The organism is Pedobacter sp. L105 (assembly GCF_009765875.1).
Taxonomy (GTDB): Bacteria; Bacteroidota; Bacteroidia; order Sphingobacteriales; family Sphingobacteriaceae; genus Pedobacter.
In genome coordinates, this window is record NZ_LMUP01000004.1 from 356,907 (window position 1) to 374,543 (window position 17,637).

A 17,637-nucleotide genomic window follows, 5' to 3' on the forward strand; every position below is an offset into this window, starting at 1 on the left:
TTTTCGCCTTTATAAATCTATTTAGTACTTTAGTTAATAATGTCATAACCAGATATGAAATTTAGTGTAAAGGGTATTTTTTTAGGATTGTTCATGCTGGCATGCCTGCAGACAAGTGAACAGATCATCACTGTGGATGACGGTTTTGCCGTCAATGATCTCACCACTGGAAAAGCCAATGTTAAACCCACACCTGTACAGGTGCTGGAATTATCAATTAATCAATTCAATAACAAATGAGGAAACGAAACACGGTACTGACTGTATTAGGACTGCTATTATTTAGTATTTCAGGGATGGCGCAGGTCTTTAAGCCCAATGAACAACTGGTAAAACAGGTCGATGCCAATTATCTGGCTGGCACAGCGCAGTATAAGATCATGATGAAAGAGCTGGAGCCAGACAAGTTTCCTAAAACCTTTAACACCAAAAGCGGGAAACTGGAAACCAGCAATTCCGGCTGGTGGTGCAGTGGATTTTACCCCGGAACACTGCTTGCCTTGTATGAAAAAACAAAAGACCCTGCTTTGCTGACAGAAGCCAACCGTATGCTTGGCCTGCTGGCAAAAGAACAATACAATACCGGCACGCACGACCTTGGTTTTATGATGTATTGCAGTTTCGGCACAGCCCTGAAAATTGATCCTAAACCTGAGTACAAACAGATTATGCTCAATAGTGCCAAATCACTGGCTACACGTTTTGATCCTAAAGTAGGCTGTATCAGATCCTGGAACAGTAAAAAAAGTGATTTTATCGTCATCATTGATAACATGATGAACCTGGAACTGCTGTTCTGGGCTACCCGTGAAACGGGAGATTCCAGTTATTATAAAATTGCGGTTACCCATGCCAATACCACGATGAAAAATCATTTCCGACCTGATTATAGTTCGTATCACGTGGTGAATTATAATCCGGAAACAGGAGCTGTACAAAAAAGACAAACGGCCCAGGGGTATGCTGATGAATCTGCATGGGCAAGGGGACAGGCCTGGGGTTTATATGGTTATACCTTAATGTACCGTGAAACCAAAGACCGGAAATACCTGGATCAGGCCAATCATATTGCCTCCTTTATCCTGAACCATCCGAATTTGCCTAAAGACAAGATCCCTTACTGGGATTTTAATGCACCGAATATTCCAAACGCTTTGCGTGATGCCTCTGCCGGTGCAGTACTATCGTCTGCCCTGCTGGAACTTTCCCGTTATACGGATCAGAAAGAGGGAAAGGTCTATTTTAAAGCAGCAGAAAAAATGCTGGAAAGCCTTTCTGGCGCGCCATATCAGTCTTTGCCGGGTACTAATGAAGGTTTCCTGCTGCAGCATAGCGTGGGTCATTTTCCTCAGCATACGGAGGTTGATCAGCCGCTTACGTATGCCGATTATTATTATGTAGAAGCTATGAAGCGGTATGAAACGATCAATTCGTTTAAGCCAGGACAGATCTGGCCCGATAACAATGGCGTACACATCAATGCACATGGCGGCGGTATGTTATATGATAAAGGCGTATATTATTGGTTTGGTGAACACAAAGTTGCCGGAGATCTGGGAAATAGTGCCCAGGTAGGCGTGCACTGTTATTCGTCCAAAGATCTGGTTAACTGGAAAGACGAAGGCATTTCACTGAAAGTTTCAGCAGATCCAAAGAGTGATATCACGAGAGGATGCGTGCTGGAACGGCCGAAAGTTGTTTATAACAAACTGACTAAAAAATATGTGATGTGGTTCCACCTGGAGCTGGCCGGTAAAGGTTATGCTGCGGCACGCGCCGGCGTAGCGACCAGCGATCACGTGACAGGACCTTATACTTTCATCAAAAGCTATCGGCCTAACGCCGGAAAAATGCCTTTTTATCCTGTTGGTACAGCCTTAAAGAATCAGGTGAATTGCAATAAACTCTTAACAGAGACCGATACCATCTTTTGTCGCGACCAGCCCGGGGGCCAAATGGCAAGGGACATGACAGTTTTTGTTGACGATGACGGAAAAGCTTACCATGTTTTCTCTTCTGAAGAGAACCTCACTTTGCAGCTGGCAGAACTTACACCAGATTATACCGGCCATACCGGAAAATTTGTAAGGATCTATATTGGAGAACAAACTGAAGCACCTGCCCTTTTTAAAAGAAACGGCCTTTATTATATGATAGGCTCTGCCTGCACTGGCTGGAAGCCTAATGAGGCAAGATGGTTTACCGCAACTTCTATCTGGGGTCCCTGGACTTATCATGGTAACCCTTGTGAAGGTGCTGGAGCGAAACTAACCTTTGGCGGGCAGAGTACTTGTGTTTTACCGGTTGCAGGAAAAAAAGATGCCTTTATTTTTATGGCAGATAAATGGACTCCAAAAAATGCAATTGACGGAAGGTACCTGTGGCTGCCAATTCGCTTTAAGGGTGATGATATCACCATCAACTGGTCTTCAGACTGGGATTTAACTGTATTTGATGAACTAAACCATAAATAAATGAAGAAGCTATCCTTAATCATATTCGTATCGTTTTGGAGCCTGATCACGCTCGCACAATCTAATCTGATCAGCAATACAGGGGCAAGAAAATCATTGAGCCTAAATGGGAAATGGGAATACATTGTTGATCCTTATGAAACCGGGTTTTATGATTACCGGTATAAAGAGCTGAAAGAGAACAATCCTGATGCCTACTGGAATACCGATGTTCAGGTCAATAAAACAGAAAAAAAAGAACATGGTTATGTAGAAAAATACAGCCTTGAGGTACCCGGCGACTGGAACCATCAGGAGCCACAATTCCTGTTTTATGAGGGAACAGTATGGTATAAAAAGTCGTTTGACCTTGAAAAAGCTTTCGGAGAACATAAATTCTTTTTGTATTTCGGAGCAGTGAATTATCGCGCAGATGTATACCTGAACGGTAAAAAACTGGGTATGCATAAAGGCGGTTTTACGCCCTTTAATTTTGAAGTGCCCGAAAGCCTGTTAAAGGAAAAGGGGAATTTCCTGGTGGTGAAAGTTGATAATAAAAGGTATGCCGATGAGGTACCTACGCTCAATACCGACTGGTGGAACTATGGGGGGATTACCCGGGAAGTGAAACTGATGGAAGTGCCTACAGATTTTATTCAGGATTTTGTAGTGCAACTGAAAAAAGACACCTCGGGTAAAGCACCGGATAAAACCCCCGAAGTGGAAGGCTGGGTGAAATTAAACCGTGCCCCTGCTAAAGGAGAGCTGATCACAATTGAATTGCCGGAACTAAAATATAAAAAAGTGTTTGCAGCAGAAGGACAGCTTACTGCCCTACATTTTAAACTGCCAAAACTCCAGTTATGGTCGCCGGAAACGCCGAAACTATATACTGTGATCATAAAAACTAAAAATGATCAGACAAAAGATAAAATTGGCTTCAGGACCATCGCTGCTCACGGTACACAGGTATTGCTCAATGGCAAACCCATATTTATGCGCGGTATCAGTATTCACGGGGAGATCCCGCAGGAAGTAAGACGTGCATATAGTGCTGCGGATGCGGCGCAGTTATTAGGCCAGGCGCGTGAGCTAGGCTGTAATATGGTCAGGCTGGCACATTATCCGCATGATGAAACCATGACCCGACTGGCAGATTCTTTAGGGATATTGGTCTGGTCGGAGATTCCTGTTTATTGGACTATAGATTTTGGAAATCCCGAAGTGCTGGGCAAAGCCAAAGCTCAGCTGGAAGAAATGATCACCCGCGATCATAACAGGGCGAGTGTGATTATCTGGTCGGTAGGAAACGAAACACCCATCAGCCCGGTAAGGACTAATTTTATGCATAACCTGCTTACCAGGGCCAGGGAACTGGACAATACCCGCATGGTTTCAGCCGCGCTGGAAGTTAATTATAGTGCTTTAAAGGACAAGAATATAGTAGATGATCCGCTAGGGGAGTTTGTAGATTTGGTAGCTTTCAATGAATACCTGGGATGGTATGGCGGCTTGCCCGATAAATGCAGGACCACCAATTGGGATACGCCTTATAACAAACCACTTTTTGTAAGTGAAACCGGAGGAGATGCTAAAGGCGGCTTTCATGCAGATTCGCTCACCCGTTTTAGCGAAGAATATCAGGAATGGTATTTTAAAGAGCAGGTAGCCATGTTTAAACGTATGCCAGCAAAATTTGTAGGGATATCGCCATGGATACTGGCAGATTTCAGGTCGCCCAAACGTAATAACCCTTTATACCAGGATGGCTGGAACAGAAAGGGCCTTTATGATGACAAAGGGAATAAGAAGAAAGCATTTTATATCATGAAAGCCTGGTATGAACAAATTAAAAAGGAACAGCAGCATTAAAATAATCGATGAGATTCAAAGGATATATATTATTGGCAATACTATTTTTTAGCTTTCAGCAAAGCTTTGCCCAGCAGGCGAAACATATTTTTGCGTTAAGCGATTCTTCCTTTGTATTGGATGGAAAACCATTTGTGATCATTTCTGGTGAGATGCACTATCCGCGTGTTCCAAGAGAAGCATGGCGTCAGCGGATGAAAATGGCTAAAGCAATGGGCTTAAATACGATTGGAACCTATGTATTCTGGAATTTACATGAACCTCAGAAAGGGAAATTTGATTTTACCGGAAATAATGATGTCGTTGAATTTGTAAAAATGGCGAAAGAGGAGGGCCTCTGGGTAATCCTCAGGCCCAGCCCCTATGTTTGTGCAGAGTGGGAGTTTGGCGGTTATCCTTACTGGCTTCAAAATGAAAAAGATTTAATCGTTAGGAGTAAGGAAAGCCAATACCTGAAGGAATACCAGGATTATATTAAAGAGGTTGGAAAACAGCTGGCACCGATGCAGGTTAATCATGGCGGAAATATATTGATGGTACAGGTAGAAAATGAGTATGGCTCTTATGGCAGTGATAAAGAATACCTGGCGATCAATGAAAAGTTCTTCAGGGAAGCGGGTTTTGATGGCCTGCTGTACACCTGTGATCCCGCTGGTGATATTGCCAATGATCATTTAGCAGGATTATTGCCGGCTGTAAATGGCCTGGATGATCCCGGAAAGGTGAAAAAACTGATCAAAGGATTAAATGACGGGAAAGGCCCATTCTTTATTGCAGAATGGTATCCTGCCTGGTTTGACTGGTGGGGAGCACCTCACCATACTGTTCCCGCCGCTGAATATAGCGGGAAGCTGGATTCAGTTCTGGCTGCGGGTATTTCCATTAACATGTATATGTTCCATGGGGGTACAACCCGGGGGTTTATGAACGGGGCAAATTATAAAACAACCAGTCCTTATGAGCCGCAAACCAGCAGTTACGATTATGATGCACCGCTGGATGAAGCTGGTAATGCCACCAGTAAGTTCATGGAGTTTAGAAACGTAATTCAAAAACACCTGCCTGCCGGAGAGGTATTGCCAGATGTACCTACCGCAAAACCTGTAATGGCGATACCTTCTATCAGCCTTTCTTCATCAGTTAAAATAGGTGACCTGCTAACGGCGCCTGTAAAAAATATTTCGCCCTTAACCTTTGAAGACCTGAAACAGGATTACGGATTTGTATGGTACCGTACTACGTTAACAGGCGGAAAAGCAGGGATGCTGAAATTGAAAGACCTGAGGGATTATGCCATGGTTATGCTCAATGGAAAACGTGTGGGGACGCTTGACAGAAGATTAAATCAGGATAGCCTGATGCTTACCTTGCCTAAAGGAAAGATCACCCTGGATATCCTGGTGGAAAATCTGGGAAGAATTAACTTCGGAAAATTCCTGCTGCAGAATAAAAAAGGAATAACAGAAAAAGTGGTTTTTGCAGGTAATGAAGTGAAAAACTGGGAAATGTACAGCCTTCCTTTTACTGATATTTCAAAGGTTCAGTTTAAGCCAGTTGTGCAGCCCGGCAATACGCCTATGCTCAAAAAAGGAATTTTTAAACTGGGTCAGGTGGCCGACACCTATCTGGATATGAGCAGCTGGGGCAAAGGCGTGGTTTGGCTAAATGGGCATAACTTGGGCCGCTATTGGGGTATTGGCCCTCAGCAAACCCTCTATATGCCGGCAGAATGGCTTAAGATTGGGAATAATGAAATCATAGTAGCAGAGCTGCTGCAGCCGGAACAGCAGGAACTGCATAGTCTGGAACATCCTATATTGGATGCTGTTAAAAAATAATTATTATCGGTTCGTTAAACATTAATACCTTAGCAGGATGTCATCGCATCACATCGTAAGAGAAAAACAAGAGCCTGCTTTATATATCCATGATCTGGGTAGTTTTGATGAAGAATATCTGGGTCAGATTCTGGAATGGAGTCCTACCCTGATTGTCAATAGTGCCATTTATGAAAAGGTGATCAGCCTGGGCTTAAAAGTAGATGTAGTCCTGAATCCTGTAGAAGGTATTAGTCCGCAGGAGAACACGAAATCTATTATGGGCCCCGGAGATGAGTACAATACGGTATTAAATTACCTGATCTCGGAATTATATCCTGCTGTAAATATTATCGATGATCAGAAAAAGCTGGCAGATCTGTCGTTTTATCTGCCAAAGATCAATATTGTACTTTTCAGCCCTACGGAGAAGTCCTATGCTGTCAAAACGGGCTTTAGCGTATGGAAACCGGCCGGGAGTGTTTTTCTGATCGATGTAGTTTCTTATTTTGAGGCAACAAATCTGATGCAAAAGGATGAACGGGAGTTTGAAGTGGTGAAGGATGGATTTGTAGAATTTACCTTCATTACTGACTATGTGTTTTTAAGCGAACAGTTATGATCAGTTTAAGAAAAGGAACCGAAAAAGATATCTTATCCATTCAGGCCATAGGCACCACTACTTACGGGCCTACTTATTTGCACATCTTAGGGAAGGAGCAGATAGATTATATGCTGGGTAAGTTTTATTCCGTGGCGGCTTTAACGGAGCAATTCATTGAAGGGCATTTGTTTTTAATTGCTTCGGAAGGATCTAAAGACCTGGCTTTTGCTTCTTACGGGATCATAGAAAAAGAAAAAGAGCGGATTGTTAAACTGCACAAGTTATACGTCTTACCGGAAGCCCATGGAAGGGGATTGGGTAAGTTTTTAATCAACGAAGTAAGGGATAAGGCTAAGGATGCCGGTGCTAAAAGTTTACAGCTCAATGTAAACCGCTATAACAAAGCTAAAGATTTTTATGAGCGGGCGGGTTTTACTATAAAAGAAACCGTCGACGTAGAAATTGGCAACGGTTTCTTTATGAATGATTATGTAATGGAACTGCCTGTATTAATTTAGTTAGGCAGTTTTGGGATTCTTGTTGGGGTATCCACTCCATTAACAATGCTGATCGCGCTTTTGGCAATCGCCCTGATCGTGGCTAAAATGTTCTCCGTATCCAGCGTGCTGTATTCATCTTTAACACTATGGTACAATTTATCAATATCGATCTGATCTGTACTAATGGTATGAGCAGGTACGCCCAAAGCAGCCAGGGTTGCATTATCACTTCTGTAGAATAAATTCTGTTCCGTATAGGGATCAGGATGGAAAGTGAAGGCCGTTCCTTCAAGGTTCTTTTGCAGGATCTTTCCAAAGTCAGATTTCTCATAACCGGTGATGAAGGCTGTATTCTTACCGAATTTACTTTCTTTACCGATCATCTCAATATTAAACATGGCAACTACATCGTCCGGGTTCAACTGTCTCGAGAAATATTGTGAGCCATAACCACCAATTTCTTCAGCCGTAAATGCCACAAAAATTAGGGTACGCTCGTTATTATTTAATTTCTTGTAATACTTTGCCAGGGAGATCATGGCTGTAGTGCCCGAAGCATCATCGTCAGCACCGTTAGCGATACTGTCCTGACCTACCGGTTTAAGGAAGCCCAGGTGATCATAGTGACCGGAGAAAACAACCAGTTCTTTAGCTTTTGATTTGCCGGGTATGATTCCCGCCACATTAAACAGGGCTAGTTTTTTGAGATTATATTTCAGGGAAACATTAAACTCCTTTGCCACAGTATCTGAAGCTAATACCATAACCACAGCAGAAGGATTAGCCTGGTGCAGGTCTTTTTCATCCATTGCAGCGCCTTTAGCAAAATATTCCTTGACCTGGTTGAAGTCTGCGGCAAACTTCCTGTCCACTAAAATCAACTGACGTTTTTTACTATTCAACAATGGACGCAACTGCGCCTTAAATTTTTTTGTGGTATCCAGTTTTATCCAGCCGTCACTGTTGGTGGCATTAAAACTTACATTTTCTGAGTTGTTGCTGAGCACCAGGATGTCTGAATGATCAACAGCTTTTCCATTCAGGCTTACTTCCGAACTTGAAGGTACCAATTGGTATTTGTAAAATGTCTGACGGTAACCGCTTGCGCCGCTTAAAGGCTGCAGCCCGATTTTTTTAAACTCACTTTCAATAAAAGTTGCCGCTTTATCAATTCCGGGGCTGAAGGTAGCCCTGCCCTGCATATCATCACTGCTGAGGGTTTTAATCAGATTATCTACATAAGGTTTCGTGATGATTTTATCAATATCCTGGGCTGAGGCTGCCCGTGTGATAAAAAGTAAAATCAAGAGGTAGTAAAAGTATTTCATCGTTTTTTATATTTAAGTTTCATCGTTTTCTTTATCCGGGTTAGTCAAATCAGATTGTACTGAGCGGCGTAATATCCTTTTCTGTCTCTCAATTTCTGAGGAAACCCTGGTATCATGCACGCCATCGGTAACAGCAATTTCATAATCTTTATCTTTTTCTGAAGTATGGATCTGACTGGTTTCTATGTTTTCAACAGATCTGTCGTAAACTCCTCTGGAGGCCATCATCTTTACAAATACAGGAAGACATTCAAAGAAGATAAACAAGAGGCCGATAAAGCTAACTGCCAGTGCCGTGGTGGTATCCCTGGTGCCATTGGTATTAAAGCTGAGCTGGCCCAGTGCCCAGTTACGATCGGCAAAACCGGCAATATTGGTCAGGCTGTCCAGTTCTTTTCCCGTATATAATCTTTCTGATAAAAGCCCGTCAAACTGTTTTCTGCTGTCCACAAAATCATCCAGCTTTTTTACTTCTGAATTGAGGGAATCCAGGTTCTGCTGCCGCTGCTTCAGTTCTTCCTCTTTTCTTTTTGCATAGGGGCCATAACCCATTACACCAGATGTTTCTTCTGTTTTGGTGCCAAATACTTCAAAATTGAGTTTCTGACGGTCGGATCTGATTCCGCTGGCTAACGAATCCCTTTGTGTTTTGGAATCTTTCAGTTTGCCCAGCTCTATGGTATACTTATTGGTAAAAGCTTTATTGAGTGTATCGATCTTTGAACGCTGGTTGTTCAGGTAACTCACCTTAAGGCGTTCCCTGATTTCCTTATCAAATATTTTGAGCTCCAAAGGACGGGAGATCACCATACCAATCATGATGGCCAGTAATATACGCGGTGTGGCCTGAGCAATCTGCTTTGTAGAGGAGGAGTTTTTATCAATGCTGGAAACAATATAGCGGTCCATATTAAAAATGGCCAGTCCCCAGAGCAAGCCAAAAAATATGGCAAATACTGCCGCCGCGGTATCTCCTTTAAAAACGAAGTACATGGCGTAACCGCCGGATAATGCAGCAAATAAACCGGTAAAGAATATCGTCGCGCCAATGCCGACGTATTTGTTGTGTTCAGTAGGGTGTTTTTCTAAGGTAGACTGGTGTATGCCAGAACAAAACCAGAAGAACTTGGTCAAGGAATCCATAATAACAAATGTAAGAAAGAATACTATTAAACTACGGGGACGCCGAGTTGTTACAGTTTTTAAGAGAACAATAAATTTGACCTCTGCTTGGCATTTAAGTTAGAGATAAGTTTTATATTTGGCGGATTAATATGGGTCATGAATAATCCATAAAAAAATATATACTTATGAAAGAAGTTACTGTACAAGAACTGAAAGAAAAAATAGACAATAACGAAGATTTTCAACTGATCGATGTCAGAGAAACTTTCGAATATGAAACTTCTAACCTTGATGGTGAAAATATTCCTTTAGGAGGATTATTGATCGAAATCGATAAAATTGCTACAGATAAACCTGTAATTATGCAATGCAGAAGTGGTCAGCGCAGTGCAGCAGCAGTAATGCAACTGGAACAACGCGGATTTACCAATGTATATAACTTAAAAGGTGGTATACTTGCCTGGAGACAGGAATTTGATCCAAGCATGCCTGTTTACTAAGATGAAAGGAAAAATTGCTTTAAATACCTTCTATACCATTGGTATAGTGATATCTGTAATTGGTTTGAAATGGGCCTACACAGCGCACAATTTTCCTATCGTAGGATTGCTGATCGTTACAGCTTTGTTTTTCCTGTATTTGAAAGTTAAAATTGTCAAAGAAGTAAGAACCGGCATAAGAAATAAAGAAAAGAGCATCAATGCTAACCTTCCTGTTAAGGAAGAAACAAATTAGAAGAAAGACCTTTCAGCCCTAAACCTGGAAGGTCTTCTAGTATATACCTGCCATTTTCCAATTTCGGTGTTTCAAAAGGGTTATTCTTAGTCAAATAAGGCCCGTCAAGATCTGCCCAATTACATAAGGGTGCCAGGGCTATTCCTGCCTGTGTAGCGATAGAGGTTTCACTCATACAGCCAATCATTACTTTCATGCCGTAAGATCTTGCTTTAAGTATCATCTGATGCGCCTCAAACATCCCTCCGCTCTTCATCAGTTTCACATTAATACCATGGTAAGCTCCCCTTAGGCCATCTATATCTGCCAGGCGCTGTGCGGCCTCATCCGCAAGGATAGGAATAGGGCTGCGGGCGGTTAACCAGGCATTTCCATCCAGATCCTTTTTATCCATGGGTTGTTCAATCACCACTACGTCCTGGTCGTGTAACCAATAGATCAGTTCAATGGCTTTTTTCCGGTCTGTCCATCCCTGATTGGCATCTACATAAAGGGGCAGGCTGCTTAAACTTCTGATGGTACGTATCAATTCCCTGTCATTCTCTGTGCCCAGTTTAATTTTAAGCACCTTAAAACCTTCTGCATCGGCTACTTTTTCTTTCACTACTTCTGGCTGATCAATCCCAATGGTATAAGACGTTACCGGCATCTTTGCAGGGTCGGCACCATAGATCTTGTAACATGGCTTTTGCAGGATCTTCCCATTGATATCATTCAGTGCAATTTCTATCGCCGCCTTGATTGCCGGATTACCTGATTCCAGACTGTCCAGGTAATCAACAATTTCCTGAAATGAGAAAGGATAGACAAAACGGTTCCACTCTACTTTTGCCAGGAAACTTTCTGCAGTGCTATAACTTTCACCCAGATAAGGAACCATGGATGCTTCGCCATAACCGTTTATATTTTCGTAGGTCAACTTCAACAGCAGCAGCGGCGTGCTGGTCCTGGAAAATTTGGATATGGCAAAAGGATGTTTCAGTTCAAGGTTGAATGCGATATGGGATGCCTGCATGGGTGTAAATAGCTTTTGGTAATAGGAAAGTTAAAAAAGTAAGCGCCACACCTAATGTAAAAATAATATCCCTAATATTGCTCTTCATATGGTCAGCTCAATCTATCAACCGTTTAAAAACTTTGATTTTAAATATGAAAACTGCTTTCTGAGCGGGGATACTTTTAAAACACCTATCGTACAGACTACCGTATTGCCGGGATGGCTGCTTAAAGTGGCTAATTTTAGCGGAGAGGAACAGATCATGCTGCTCGACGAAACCATCAGGTCTTATAATGAGCTAAAAGTACCTGTAAACGAGGAGCTGCTTACTCATTTTATTACTCCGCTGGAGGATAAGATTTCAGCTGCCTTTGCAGGAGGATATGCCGAAGTATCCAAATTAAAAGAAGTTGAGCTTTTTCAATGGATAGGTAAGTTTTTGTACAGCCTGGTTTATATTGAGATGCATGCGGCTGTAGGGCAACAGCAATTGAGCAGCGACGGATTGAATATGTCGCAGGGGCTGATGCATAAATTCGGGAACCTTCATACGATGATCCAGAGTATTTACCTGAATGTAGAATTTGAAGATTTTTCGCCCTGGTCGCTGGTGATCGTTCCACTGGAAAAAGATGATATCCCTTTTAGTTTCAGGGATGAAATCAATACCCTTACTTTTTCCTTGAAACTCAAAGACTTTGGGATCATCGCCTGCCTGCAGGATAATGGTACCAATAAAAGATACCATCAGGAAATCTTAGACCAGATTGGCAAACAGCCGCTAACCGAACAACAGTTTGAAGAACTTTGTGCCCGTTTCTTTTATTCTGCTTACCTATTTAACCGTTTACCGGAGTATACTATCATGCCTGTTGAAGGCTCTATCTATATTGATGCCATGCCGCTTAGAGGAACTACCAACAAACCTTTATTTGATGTTTGGCAGCATAAAACCTATGCCCAAGTACTGGAGAATTTCTGGAAACCCTGGGGTAACCTGCTGATGGAGATCAGGAAAGATCCCAATGCGCCCACCAGTTATTTTAATCCGCCTTCCCTTCCTGTAGCGGGTTAACCTCTTCCTCCGGTAATGGCCGAAAGGAAATGAGGTACGATACCGGGTACCAGGATAATTGTTACAACGACACCTGCGATGGCGCCAAATAAATGTGCGTCATGGTTGATGTTATCCCTTGAACTTTTTGACATGTAATAGCTGTATACCAGGTATAACACGCCAAATAGTGCTGCCCAGATAGGGATCGGTAAAGGAAAGATCATCAGGGTATTTAACGGATAGAACAGGATATAACTAAACAGTACGGACGAAATTGCACCCGAAGCGCCCAGGCTATGGTAGTGGAAATCGTTTTTGTGTTTAAAGACCGAAGGGATATCACTTAAAACCAATCCAATAAAATATACCAGGCCAAATTGTACGCTACCAATTGTAGATTCCAGTGTAAAAGCGAAAAAATAAAAAGTAAACATATTAAAGATCAGGTGCATCCAGCTGCCGTGGATTAAACCGCTGGTGATTAAGGTATATACATTCTTTTTGCGGTAAACACTATAGGGATGGAGCATGAATTTGCCATAAAGGGTAGGGTCGTTCAGGGCATAAATACTGGTCACCAGTGTAAAAATGAAGATGATGGAGGCAACCGGGGTATTGTGAAGATATTCTATCATGTTAGTTTGTCTTGATATTAATATTGTTGCGCAATCTAGCAATTGGATAGCGCAAATGTGTGTTTTCGTAATAATTTGAATTCTTGTATACAAAATTCAGCTGTGCTGCCGGATCTTTCGCAAGGGACGGGTTTTTTAACTTTTCCTGATCCAGTTTGCGCTGCAAATCGGGATTGTTCTGCAATAATCCCGTTGCGGTATCTTCAAATACATAAGAAGAGTAATATTCCTTCTGATCCAGAATAGAGTCAAAAAAATTCCAGGTAAAGAAAGAGTCTGTTGCCTGTGGTTCCAGCGTTTCCATGATGTAGCGGTTTTGCGGCTGATCCGTGTATACAATATAATCTCCCTGATAATACTGTAAGGTCTGTTCTTTGGTGTCAAGCTGGATGGCACTATGCAGGTAATGACCTTCGTAAGGTCTTGGAGAGGTTTTGTAATCTGCAATGTAATAGCTGTCTACCGCCAGCTGTGTATCATTGGCCAGCTGTTTGATTTTTACCCCATTTAATTTTAGCAGTTCAATCACCCTGTCCCAGGCTTTAGGAATAATATAAGCAACCGGTTTTTCTACAGTGACCTGTGGTTCAAATTTATTCCAGTATTTGATGGTTTTGGTATAAGGCTCATTTCTGTCGTAATATAACCTGTCTGCTCCGCTTACTTTACTTGGTTTATACTTAGCTGCAAATCCTTTAAAGGTAATCGAATCGTAAGCGTCCTCATTCAATTTCCAGCTCAGAGGGAATTCTTTTTGTTTGGCTACGGCTTCATCCGCTTTGCGTTTGTTTTCTCCGATAATCACGGCATCCCTGCTCACCAGTTCAACATAAGTTTGAAGCAGCTGGTAAGTAGCCTCAACCCTTTTATCAAAAGCTTTGAGCATATGGGCTTCAGGCATAAAACCAATCACATTATGCAGGGCAGCATAACCGGTAGAATAACGTGCGGACTCCAGAAAGCCGGTGATGCCTGCTTCAGGGGTTTCTTTTACAGAGTTGATATAGGGGATCAGTTCAATTCCCTTTTTTTTCATATCCCTGTAAAGGGCGGGTACCATTGTTTGCGTCAGGTAAGCTGCCAGGATAGGGTTCAATTTATCTTTCTGTGTAGGGATCAGCGTCATGGTATACTGATAATCGGCGCCATCGCTGGTATGCGTATCTACAAAAACTTCAGGCTGCCACAGGTTAAAGATCTGCTGAAAGGCAGCAGAATTTTTAGAGTCAGTTTTGATGAAATCCCTGTTCAGGTCATAATTTTTGCTGTTTCCCCTAAAGCCATAACTCTCGGGACCATTCTGGTTAGCCCTTGATGTGCTGCTGCGGTTATGTGCACCGCCAATATTGTAAATAGGGATAATACAAATGACCACATTGTCAGGTAAATGATTGCCTTTTAGCATGTCCCTGGCCAGCATCATGGAAGCGTCTATGCCTTCCGGTTCGCCAGGGTGAATACCGTTATTAATTAATAATATCCTTTTGTTGCTTTTTCTGATGGAAGCAGGATCAAAATCTTTATTTTTCGACAGAACCAGTAAATGGAGTGGTTTACCAAAATCTGTACTTCCATAAGAAAGGAGTTTTGCCTGGGGATAGGTTTTGGCCAGCGTTTGGTAAAAGCTGATCGCCTGATCATAGGTAGCAGTCTGGTTTTTATCGCCAAGCTCATAAGGAGTCTGCTGTGCAAATATTTCAAGGGGAAGGAGAAAAAATAAGAATAGTAAATAAAGCTTCATCTGCATATTTAATTTGATGGGCAAATTTACTATATTAATATTGTCTGAAGGTCTTTTTTGACAAGCCCATTCGCCCCAAATTATATTTTACGCCCACAGAGAAATAGGTGTAAATATCTGGTTTACCACCCTGAAAAGTAACCTTCGAATCGTCATAACCATCGAGGCCCTCACCCAGGGTAAGATTGCCCTGATAGTTAACATTAAGCACATAGCGGTAAAAACCTTCATGGTCGGGGAAGAAAAAGTTGATCCCTATATTCAGCGGAAAATAAACTTCACTGGAGCTTGCCTGCATAGAATAAACGTAATCAGGATCTTCAACCGAATGCACCGTATAAACAGGACTGTTTTTAATGACCCCGATTCCGGCCCCTACATATATTCCTCTGATCCAGTTATTGCTGCCCCTGTAATGATCCTGCATAAATTCGCCCATAGATACTTTGCCATTGATGGAAAAGGATTGATAGGAATTGATAAACTGCCTGTTGAGTGGATCGGTCTGCACGTTTCCGCCATTGATTTCCCCCTTTTGAAACTCCAGTCCCAGGCTGGTAAAAGGTGTAAACAGGTAATCAATGGTGCCGTATCCTGCAATACCGGTAGCATGTTTTGGCACTTCTGTAAAAGATTGTGTAACGCCTGCCCCTCCGCCTATGGCAAACTGGTAAAAATTAGACTGGGCAAAGGAAGCAACTGTAGATCCGAGTAAAAGCGTTATTAAAATGATCCTTTTCAAGTTATTGAGATTGTTAAAAAGTAAAATATGATATTTGAAGAAATTACGTTTTAAAAATATGCTAAAATATCAGAATAATAATAGCGCTTTAGAAAATAGATTTATTGAATATGTAAAAATTGATACGCAGTCAGATCCGGCATCATCAAGTATCCCTTCTACAGATAAACAAAAAAACTTGGGGAGAGTATTGGTGGCCCAATTACTGGAAATCGGAATTGCTGACGCACATTTGGATGAATATGGATATGTATACGCTACTATCCCTTCTAATTCAGAAAAAAATGTTCCTGTAATCTGTTTCTGCTCTCATATGGATACATCTCCGGATTGCAGCGGTAAGGACGTTAAACCTATTATTCATACCAATTATCAGGGAGAAGACCTGGTTCTTCCAGACGATCATTCGGTAGTTTTAAAGATGACCGAACATCCCGACCTGAAGGCACAGATAGGAAATGATATCATCACGGCCAGCGGAATTACACTTTTAGGTGCAGATAATAAAGCTGGTTTGGCAGAGATCATGGAAGCAGCGGCTTTCCTGGTACAGCACCCTGAATTAAAACATGGAACTATTAAAATATTGTTTACGCCCGACGAAGAGATTGGCCGCGGTGTGGATAAAGCAGATCTAAAAAAACTGGGGGCCGATTTCGCTTATACGATTGATGGTGAAACCTGCGGTTCTATTGAAGATGAAACGTTTTCTGCTGATGGCGCTGTTTTAACCATCCATGGGATCAGCTCACATCCAGGTTTTGCAAAGGGTAAAATGCAAAGTGCCATTAAAATTCTGGGTGATGTGATCAGCGCCTTGCCAAAAGACAGGCTTACGCCAGAAGCTACAGCTAATAAAGAGGGCTTTTTACATCCGGTAAGTGTACAGGGAAGTGTAGAGCAGGCAGAAGCACAGTTTATTATTCGTGATTTTGATGACGATTTGCTGGCTGAACATGGGCGTACACTGGAAAGTTTGATTAAACAGGTTATGACCGCTTACCCCGGTGCCAGTTATGAACTGAAGATCAAAGCACAGTACCGGAACATGAAAAAGGTGCTCGACCAGTATCCGCAGGTGCTAGAATATGGGGTTCTTGCGATTGAAAGGGCTGGTATTCCGGTTAAAAAACAAAGTATAAGGGGCGGAACAGACGGATCAAGGTTGTCCCTAATGGGTTTACCTTGTCCTAATATATTTGCTGGCGAACATGCCTTTCATGGAAGGCAGGAATGGGCCTCGGTACAGGATATGGAGAAAGCCGTTCAGACTATCGTGAACCTGGCGCAGATCTGGGAAGAGAAAACTAATTAAAGATTATTGCTCAGGACCAGCTAACCGCATTTCTGCCAGGTACTGGTCCTGGCCATCGTCAAATAATAAATGACATTCCCAGCCAGATTCCCTGGCTATCTTTTTTAAGAGCTGCGGATCAATATACAGCCAGTTGAACCATTCTCCTTTTTCGTTTTTGTATTCGTACTGGTAAGATACTTCGCCATAATATTTATCGGCAGGCATCTCCATGTCTTCATATAGATAGGTAATATCAGAACTGTCAAACAACAGCTGACCACCTTCGTTCAGCAACGACTTTGCATGATTCAGGAATTTTTTGAATCCTTCCAGTGTTCCAGTCAGGCCTATGCCATTCATCAGGAAAAGTAAAGTGTCGAATTTTTCAGTCGTATAGTTAAAGATGTCGCCCTCAATGACATTTACTACGCCACGCTTTTTCATGATGTCTACAGCCACCGTCGAAATATCGAGTGCTGTGATTTCATATCCCCTTTCCTGAAGGATCAGCGCATGACTTCCTGCGCCTCCGCCTACATCGAGTACCTTTCCTTCACACATATCCAGTGCTTCCAGTTCAATATCGGGCATCTCATCTTCCGTACGGAAAAAAATATCTACCGGCATTTCCTCCGGTTCATCATAGGAATTATTTAGCCACAGGGTTTCCGTGGTCTGATTGGTAAACTGATCCTGTAATGCGCTTCCAAAAACATCCATAGGGCAAATATACC

At 42.3% G+C, this 17,637-nt stretch carries 17 protein-coding genes; 10 read left to right on the forward strand and 7 right to left on the reverse strand.

The window, feature by feature from the left end:
• Positions 1-54 precede the first annotated feature (54 nt).
• The 6 genes from GSQ84_RS06645 to GSQ84_RS06670 are packed head-to-tail and all read left to right on the forward strand — an operon-like array spanning position 55 to position 7,264.
• Complete coding sequence (locus GSQ84_RS06645) at positions 55-240, forward strand: hypothetical protein (protein ID WP_158796475.1); 186 nt, start codon at positions 55-57, stop codon at positions 238-240.
• Positions 237-2,474: a family 43 glycosylhydrolase gene (locus GSQ84_RS28340; protein ID WP_371416351.1), complete on the forward strand. Its 2,238-nt coding sequence runs from the start codon at positions 237-239 to the stop codon at positions 2,472-2,474. The genes GSQ84_RS06645 and GSQ84_RS28340 overlap by 4 nt, the downstream gene beginning before the upstream one ends.
• A complete protein-coding gene (locus GSQ84_RS06655; protein WP_158796476.1) occupies positions 2,475-4,325 on the forward strand; it encodes a glycoside hydrolase family 2 protein in 1,851 nt (616 codons plus the stop codon).
• Between the two features lie 8 nt (positions 4,326-4,333).
• Complete coding sequence (locus GSQ84_RS06660; protein WP_158796477.1) at positions 4,334-6,163, forward strand: beta-galactosidase family protein; 1,830 nt, start codon at positions 4,334-4,336, stop codon at positions 6,161-6,163.
• A 37-nt stretch (positions 6,164-6,200) separates the two neighbouring features.
• The gene (locus GSQ84_RS06665) at positions 6,201-6,764 is read left to right on the forward strand and encodes a thiamine pyrophosphokinase (RefSeq protein ID WP_158796478.1); all 564 of its coding nucleotides are present in this window, start codon (positions 6,201-6,203) and stop codon (positions 6,762-6,764) included.
• Entirely contained in the window at positions 6,761-7,264 is a 504-nt protein-coding gene (locus GSQ84_RS06670) for a GNAT family N-acetyltransferase (protein WP_158796479.1), read from the forward strand. The genes GSQ84_RS06665 and GSQ84_RS06670 overlap by 4 nt, the downstream gene beginning before the upstream one ends.
• Here the strand turns inward: GSQ84_RS06670 and GSQ84_RS06675 are convergent.
• Entirely contained in the window at positions 7,261-8,574 is a 1,314-nt protein-coding gene (locus GSQ84_RS06675; RefSeq protein ID WP_158796480.1) for a M28 family metallopeptidase, read from the reverse strand. The genes GSQ84_RS06670 and GSQ84_RS06675 overlap by 4 nt on opposite strands.
• Positions 8,575-8,586: 12 nt before the next feature.
• Positions 8,587-9,717 carry a DUF4407 domain-containing protein gene (locus GSQ84_RS06680; protein ID WP_158796481.1) on the reverse strand — a complete coding sequence of 377 codons (1,131 nt, stop codon included), beginning with the start codon at positions 9,715-9,717 and terminating at the stop codon, positions 8,587-8,589.
• 167 nt (positions 9,718-9,884) lie between these two features.
• On the opposite strand from GSQ84_RS06680, the gene GSQ84_RS06685 reads away from it, so the two are divergent.
• On the forward strand, positions 9,885-10,199 hold the full coding sequence (locus GSQ84_RS06685; RefSeq protein WP_158796482.1) for a rhodanese-like domain-containing protein: 315 nt from the start codon (positions 9,885-9,887) through the stop codon (positions 10,197-10,199).
• A gap of 1 nt (position 10,200) precedes the next feature.
• Positions 10,201-10,434: a DUF6358 family protein gene (locus GSQ84_RS06690; protein ID WP_158796483.1), complete on the forward strand. Its 234-nt coding sequence runs from the start codon at positions 10,201-10,203 to the stop codon at positions 10,432-10,434.
• Here the strand turns inward: GSQ84_RS06690 and GSQ84_RS06695 are convergent.
• The gene (locus GSQ84_RS06695) at positions 10,415-11,449 is read right to left on the reverse strand and encodes a dipeptide epimerase (RefSeq protein ID WP_158796484.1); all 1,035 of its coding nucleotides are present in this window, start codon (positions 11,447-11,449) and stop codon (positions 10,415-10,417) included. The two genes, GSQ84_RS06690 and GSQ84_RS06695, sit on opposite strands and share 20 nt — an antisense overlap.
• Positions 11,450-11,537: 88 nt before the next feature.
• Here GSQ84_RS06695 and GSQ84_RS06700 point away from each other — a divergent pair, with 88 nt between their 5' ends.
• The gene (locus GSQ84_RS06700) at positions 11,538-12,506 is read left to right on the forward strand and encodes a hypothetical protein (protein WP_158796485.1); all 969 of its coding nucleotides are present in this window, start codon (positions 11,538-11,540) and stop codon (positions 12,504-12,506) included.
• On the opposite strand, the gene GSQ84_RS06705 is transcribed toward GSQ84_RS06700, so the two are convergent.
• From GSQ84_RS06705 to GSQ84_RS06715, 3 genes are read right to left on the reverse strand one after another with little or no spacing between them, the layout of a single operon-like run.
• Positions 12,503-13,123 (reverse strand): rhomboid family intramembrane serine protease, encoded by a 621-nt coding sequence (locus GSQ84_RS06705; protein ID WP_158796486.1) that lies wholly within the window; start codon positions 13,121-13,123, stop codon positions 12,503-12,505. The two genes, GSQ84_RS06700 and GSQ84_RS06705, sit on opposite strands and share 4 nt — an antisense overlap.
• 1 nt (position 13,124) lies before the next feature.
• A complete protein-coding gene (locus GSQ84_RS06710; RefSeq protein ID WP_158796487.1) occupies positions 13,125-14,864 on the reverse strand; it encodes a M14 family metallopeptidase in 1,740 nt (579 codons plus the stop codon).
• A 34-nt stretch (positions 14,865-14,898) separates the two neighbouring features.
• Positions 14,899-15,606, reverse strand: a complete 708-nt coding sequence (locus GSQ84_RS06715; RefSeq protein WP_254070795.1) for a hypothetical protein — start codon at positions 15,604-15,606, stop codon at positions 14,899-14,901.
• Positions 15,607-15,664: 58 nt separating this feature from the next.
• Between GSQ84_RS06715 and pepT the strand changes: the two genes are divergently transcribed.
• The gene (gene pepT, locus GSQ84_RS06720) at positions 15,665-16,921 is read left to right on the forward strand and encodes a peptidase T (protein ID WP_158796488.1); all 1,257 of its coding nucleotides are present in this window, start codon (positions 15,665-15,667) and stop codon (positions 16,919-16,921) included.
• 3 nt (positions 16,922-16,924) lie between these two features.
• Here the strand turns inward: pepT and GSQ84_RS06725 are convergent, their stop codons facing one another.
• Positions 16,925-17,623 (reverse strand): bifunctional 2-polyprenyl-6-hydroxyphenol methylase/3-demethylubiquinol 3-O-methyltransferase UbiG, encoded by a 699-nt coding sequence (locus GSQ84_RS06725; RefSeq protein WP_158796489.1) that lies wholly within the window; start codon positions 17,621-17,623, stop codon positions 16,925-16,927.
• Between the last annotated feature and the right edge of the window lie 14 nt (positions 17,624-17,637).

Bases quoted from the DNA above. Each gene is read 5' to 3' on its own strand.
- GSQ84_RS06675 (WP_158796480.1), bottom strand. From the start codon at position 8,574: ATGAAATACTTTTACTACCTCTTGATTTTACTTTTTATCACACGGGCA.
- GSQ84_RS06690 (WP_158796483.1), top strand. From the start codon at position 10,201: ATGAAAGGAAAAATTGCTTTAAATACCTTCTATACCATTGGTATAGTG.
- GSQ84_RS06665 (WP_158796478.1), top strand. From the start codon at position 6,201: ATGTCATCGCATCACATCGTAAGAGAAAAACAAGAGCCTGCTTTATAT.
- GSQ84_RS06655 (WP_158796476.1), top strand. From the start codon at position 2,475: ATGAAGAAGCTATCCTTAATCATATTCGTATCGTTTTGGAGCCTGATC.
- GSQ84_RS06645 (WP_158796475.1), top strand. From the start codon at position 55: ATGAAATTTAGTGTAAAGGGTATTTTTTTAGGATTGTTCATGCTGGCA.
- GSQ84_RS06705 (WP_158796486.1), bottom strand. From the start codon at position 13,123: ATGATAGAATATCTTCACAATACCCCGGTTGCCTCCATCATCTTCATT.
- GSQ84_RS06680 (WP_158796481.1), bottom strand. From the start codon at position 9,717: ATGGATTCCTTGACCAAGTTCTTCTGGTTTTGTTCTGGCATACACCAG.
- GSQ84_RS06685 (WP_158796482.1), top strand. From the start codon at position 9,885: ATGAAAGAAGTTACTGTACAAGAACTGAAAGAAAAAATAGACAATAAC.
- GSQ84_RS06670 (WP_158796479.1), top strand. From the start codon at position 6,761: ATGATCAGTTTAAGAAAAGGAACCGAAAAAGATATCTTATCCATTCAG.
- pepT (WP_158796488.1), top strand. From the start codon at position 15,665: ATGCTAAAATATCAGAATAATAATAGCGCTTTAGAAAATAGATTTATT.
- GSQ84_RS28340 (WP_371416351.1), top strand. From the start codon at position 237: ATGAGGAAACGAAACACGGTACTGACTGTATTAGGACTGCTATTATTT.
- GSQ84_RS06725 (WP_158796489.1), bottom strand. From the start codon at position 17,623: ATGGATGTTTTTGGAAGCGCATTACAGGATCAGTTTACCAATCAGACC.
- GSQ84_RS06700 (WP_158796485.1), top strand. From the start codon at position 11,538: ATGGTCAGCTCAATCTATCAACCGTTTAAAAACTTTGATTTTAAATAT.
- GSQ84_RS06695 (WP_158796484.1), bottom strand. From the start codon at position 11,449: ATGCAGGCATCCCATATCGCATTCAACCTTGAACTGAAACATCCTTTT.
- GSQ84_RS06710 (WP_158796487.1), bottom strand. From the start codon at position 14,864: ATGAAGCTTTATTTACTATTCTTATTTTTTCTCCTTCCCCTTGAAATA.
- GSQ84_RS06660 (WP_158796477.1), top strand. From the start codon at position 4,334: ATGAGATTCAAAGGATATATATTATTGGCAATACTATTTTTTAGCTTT.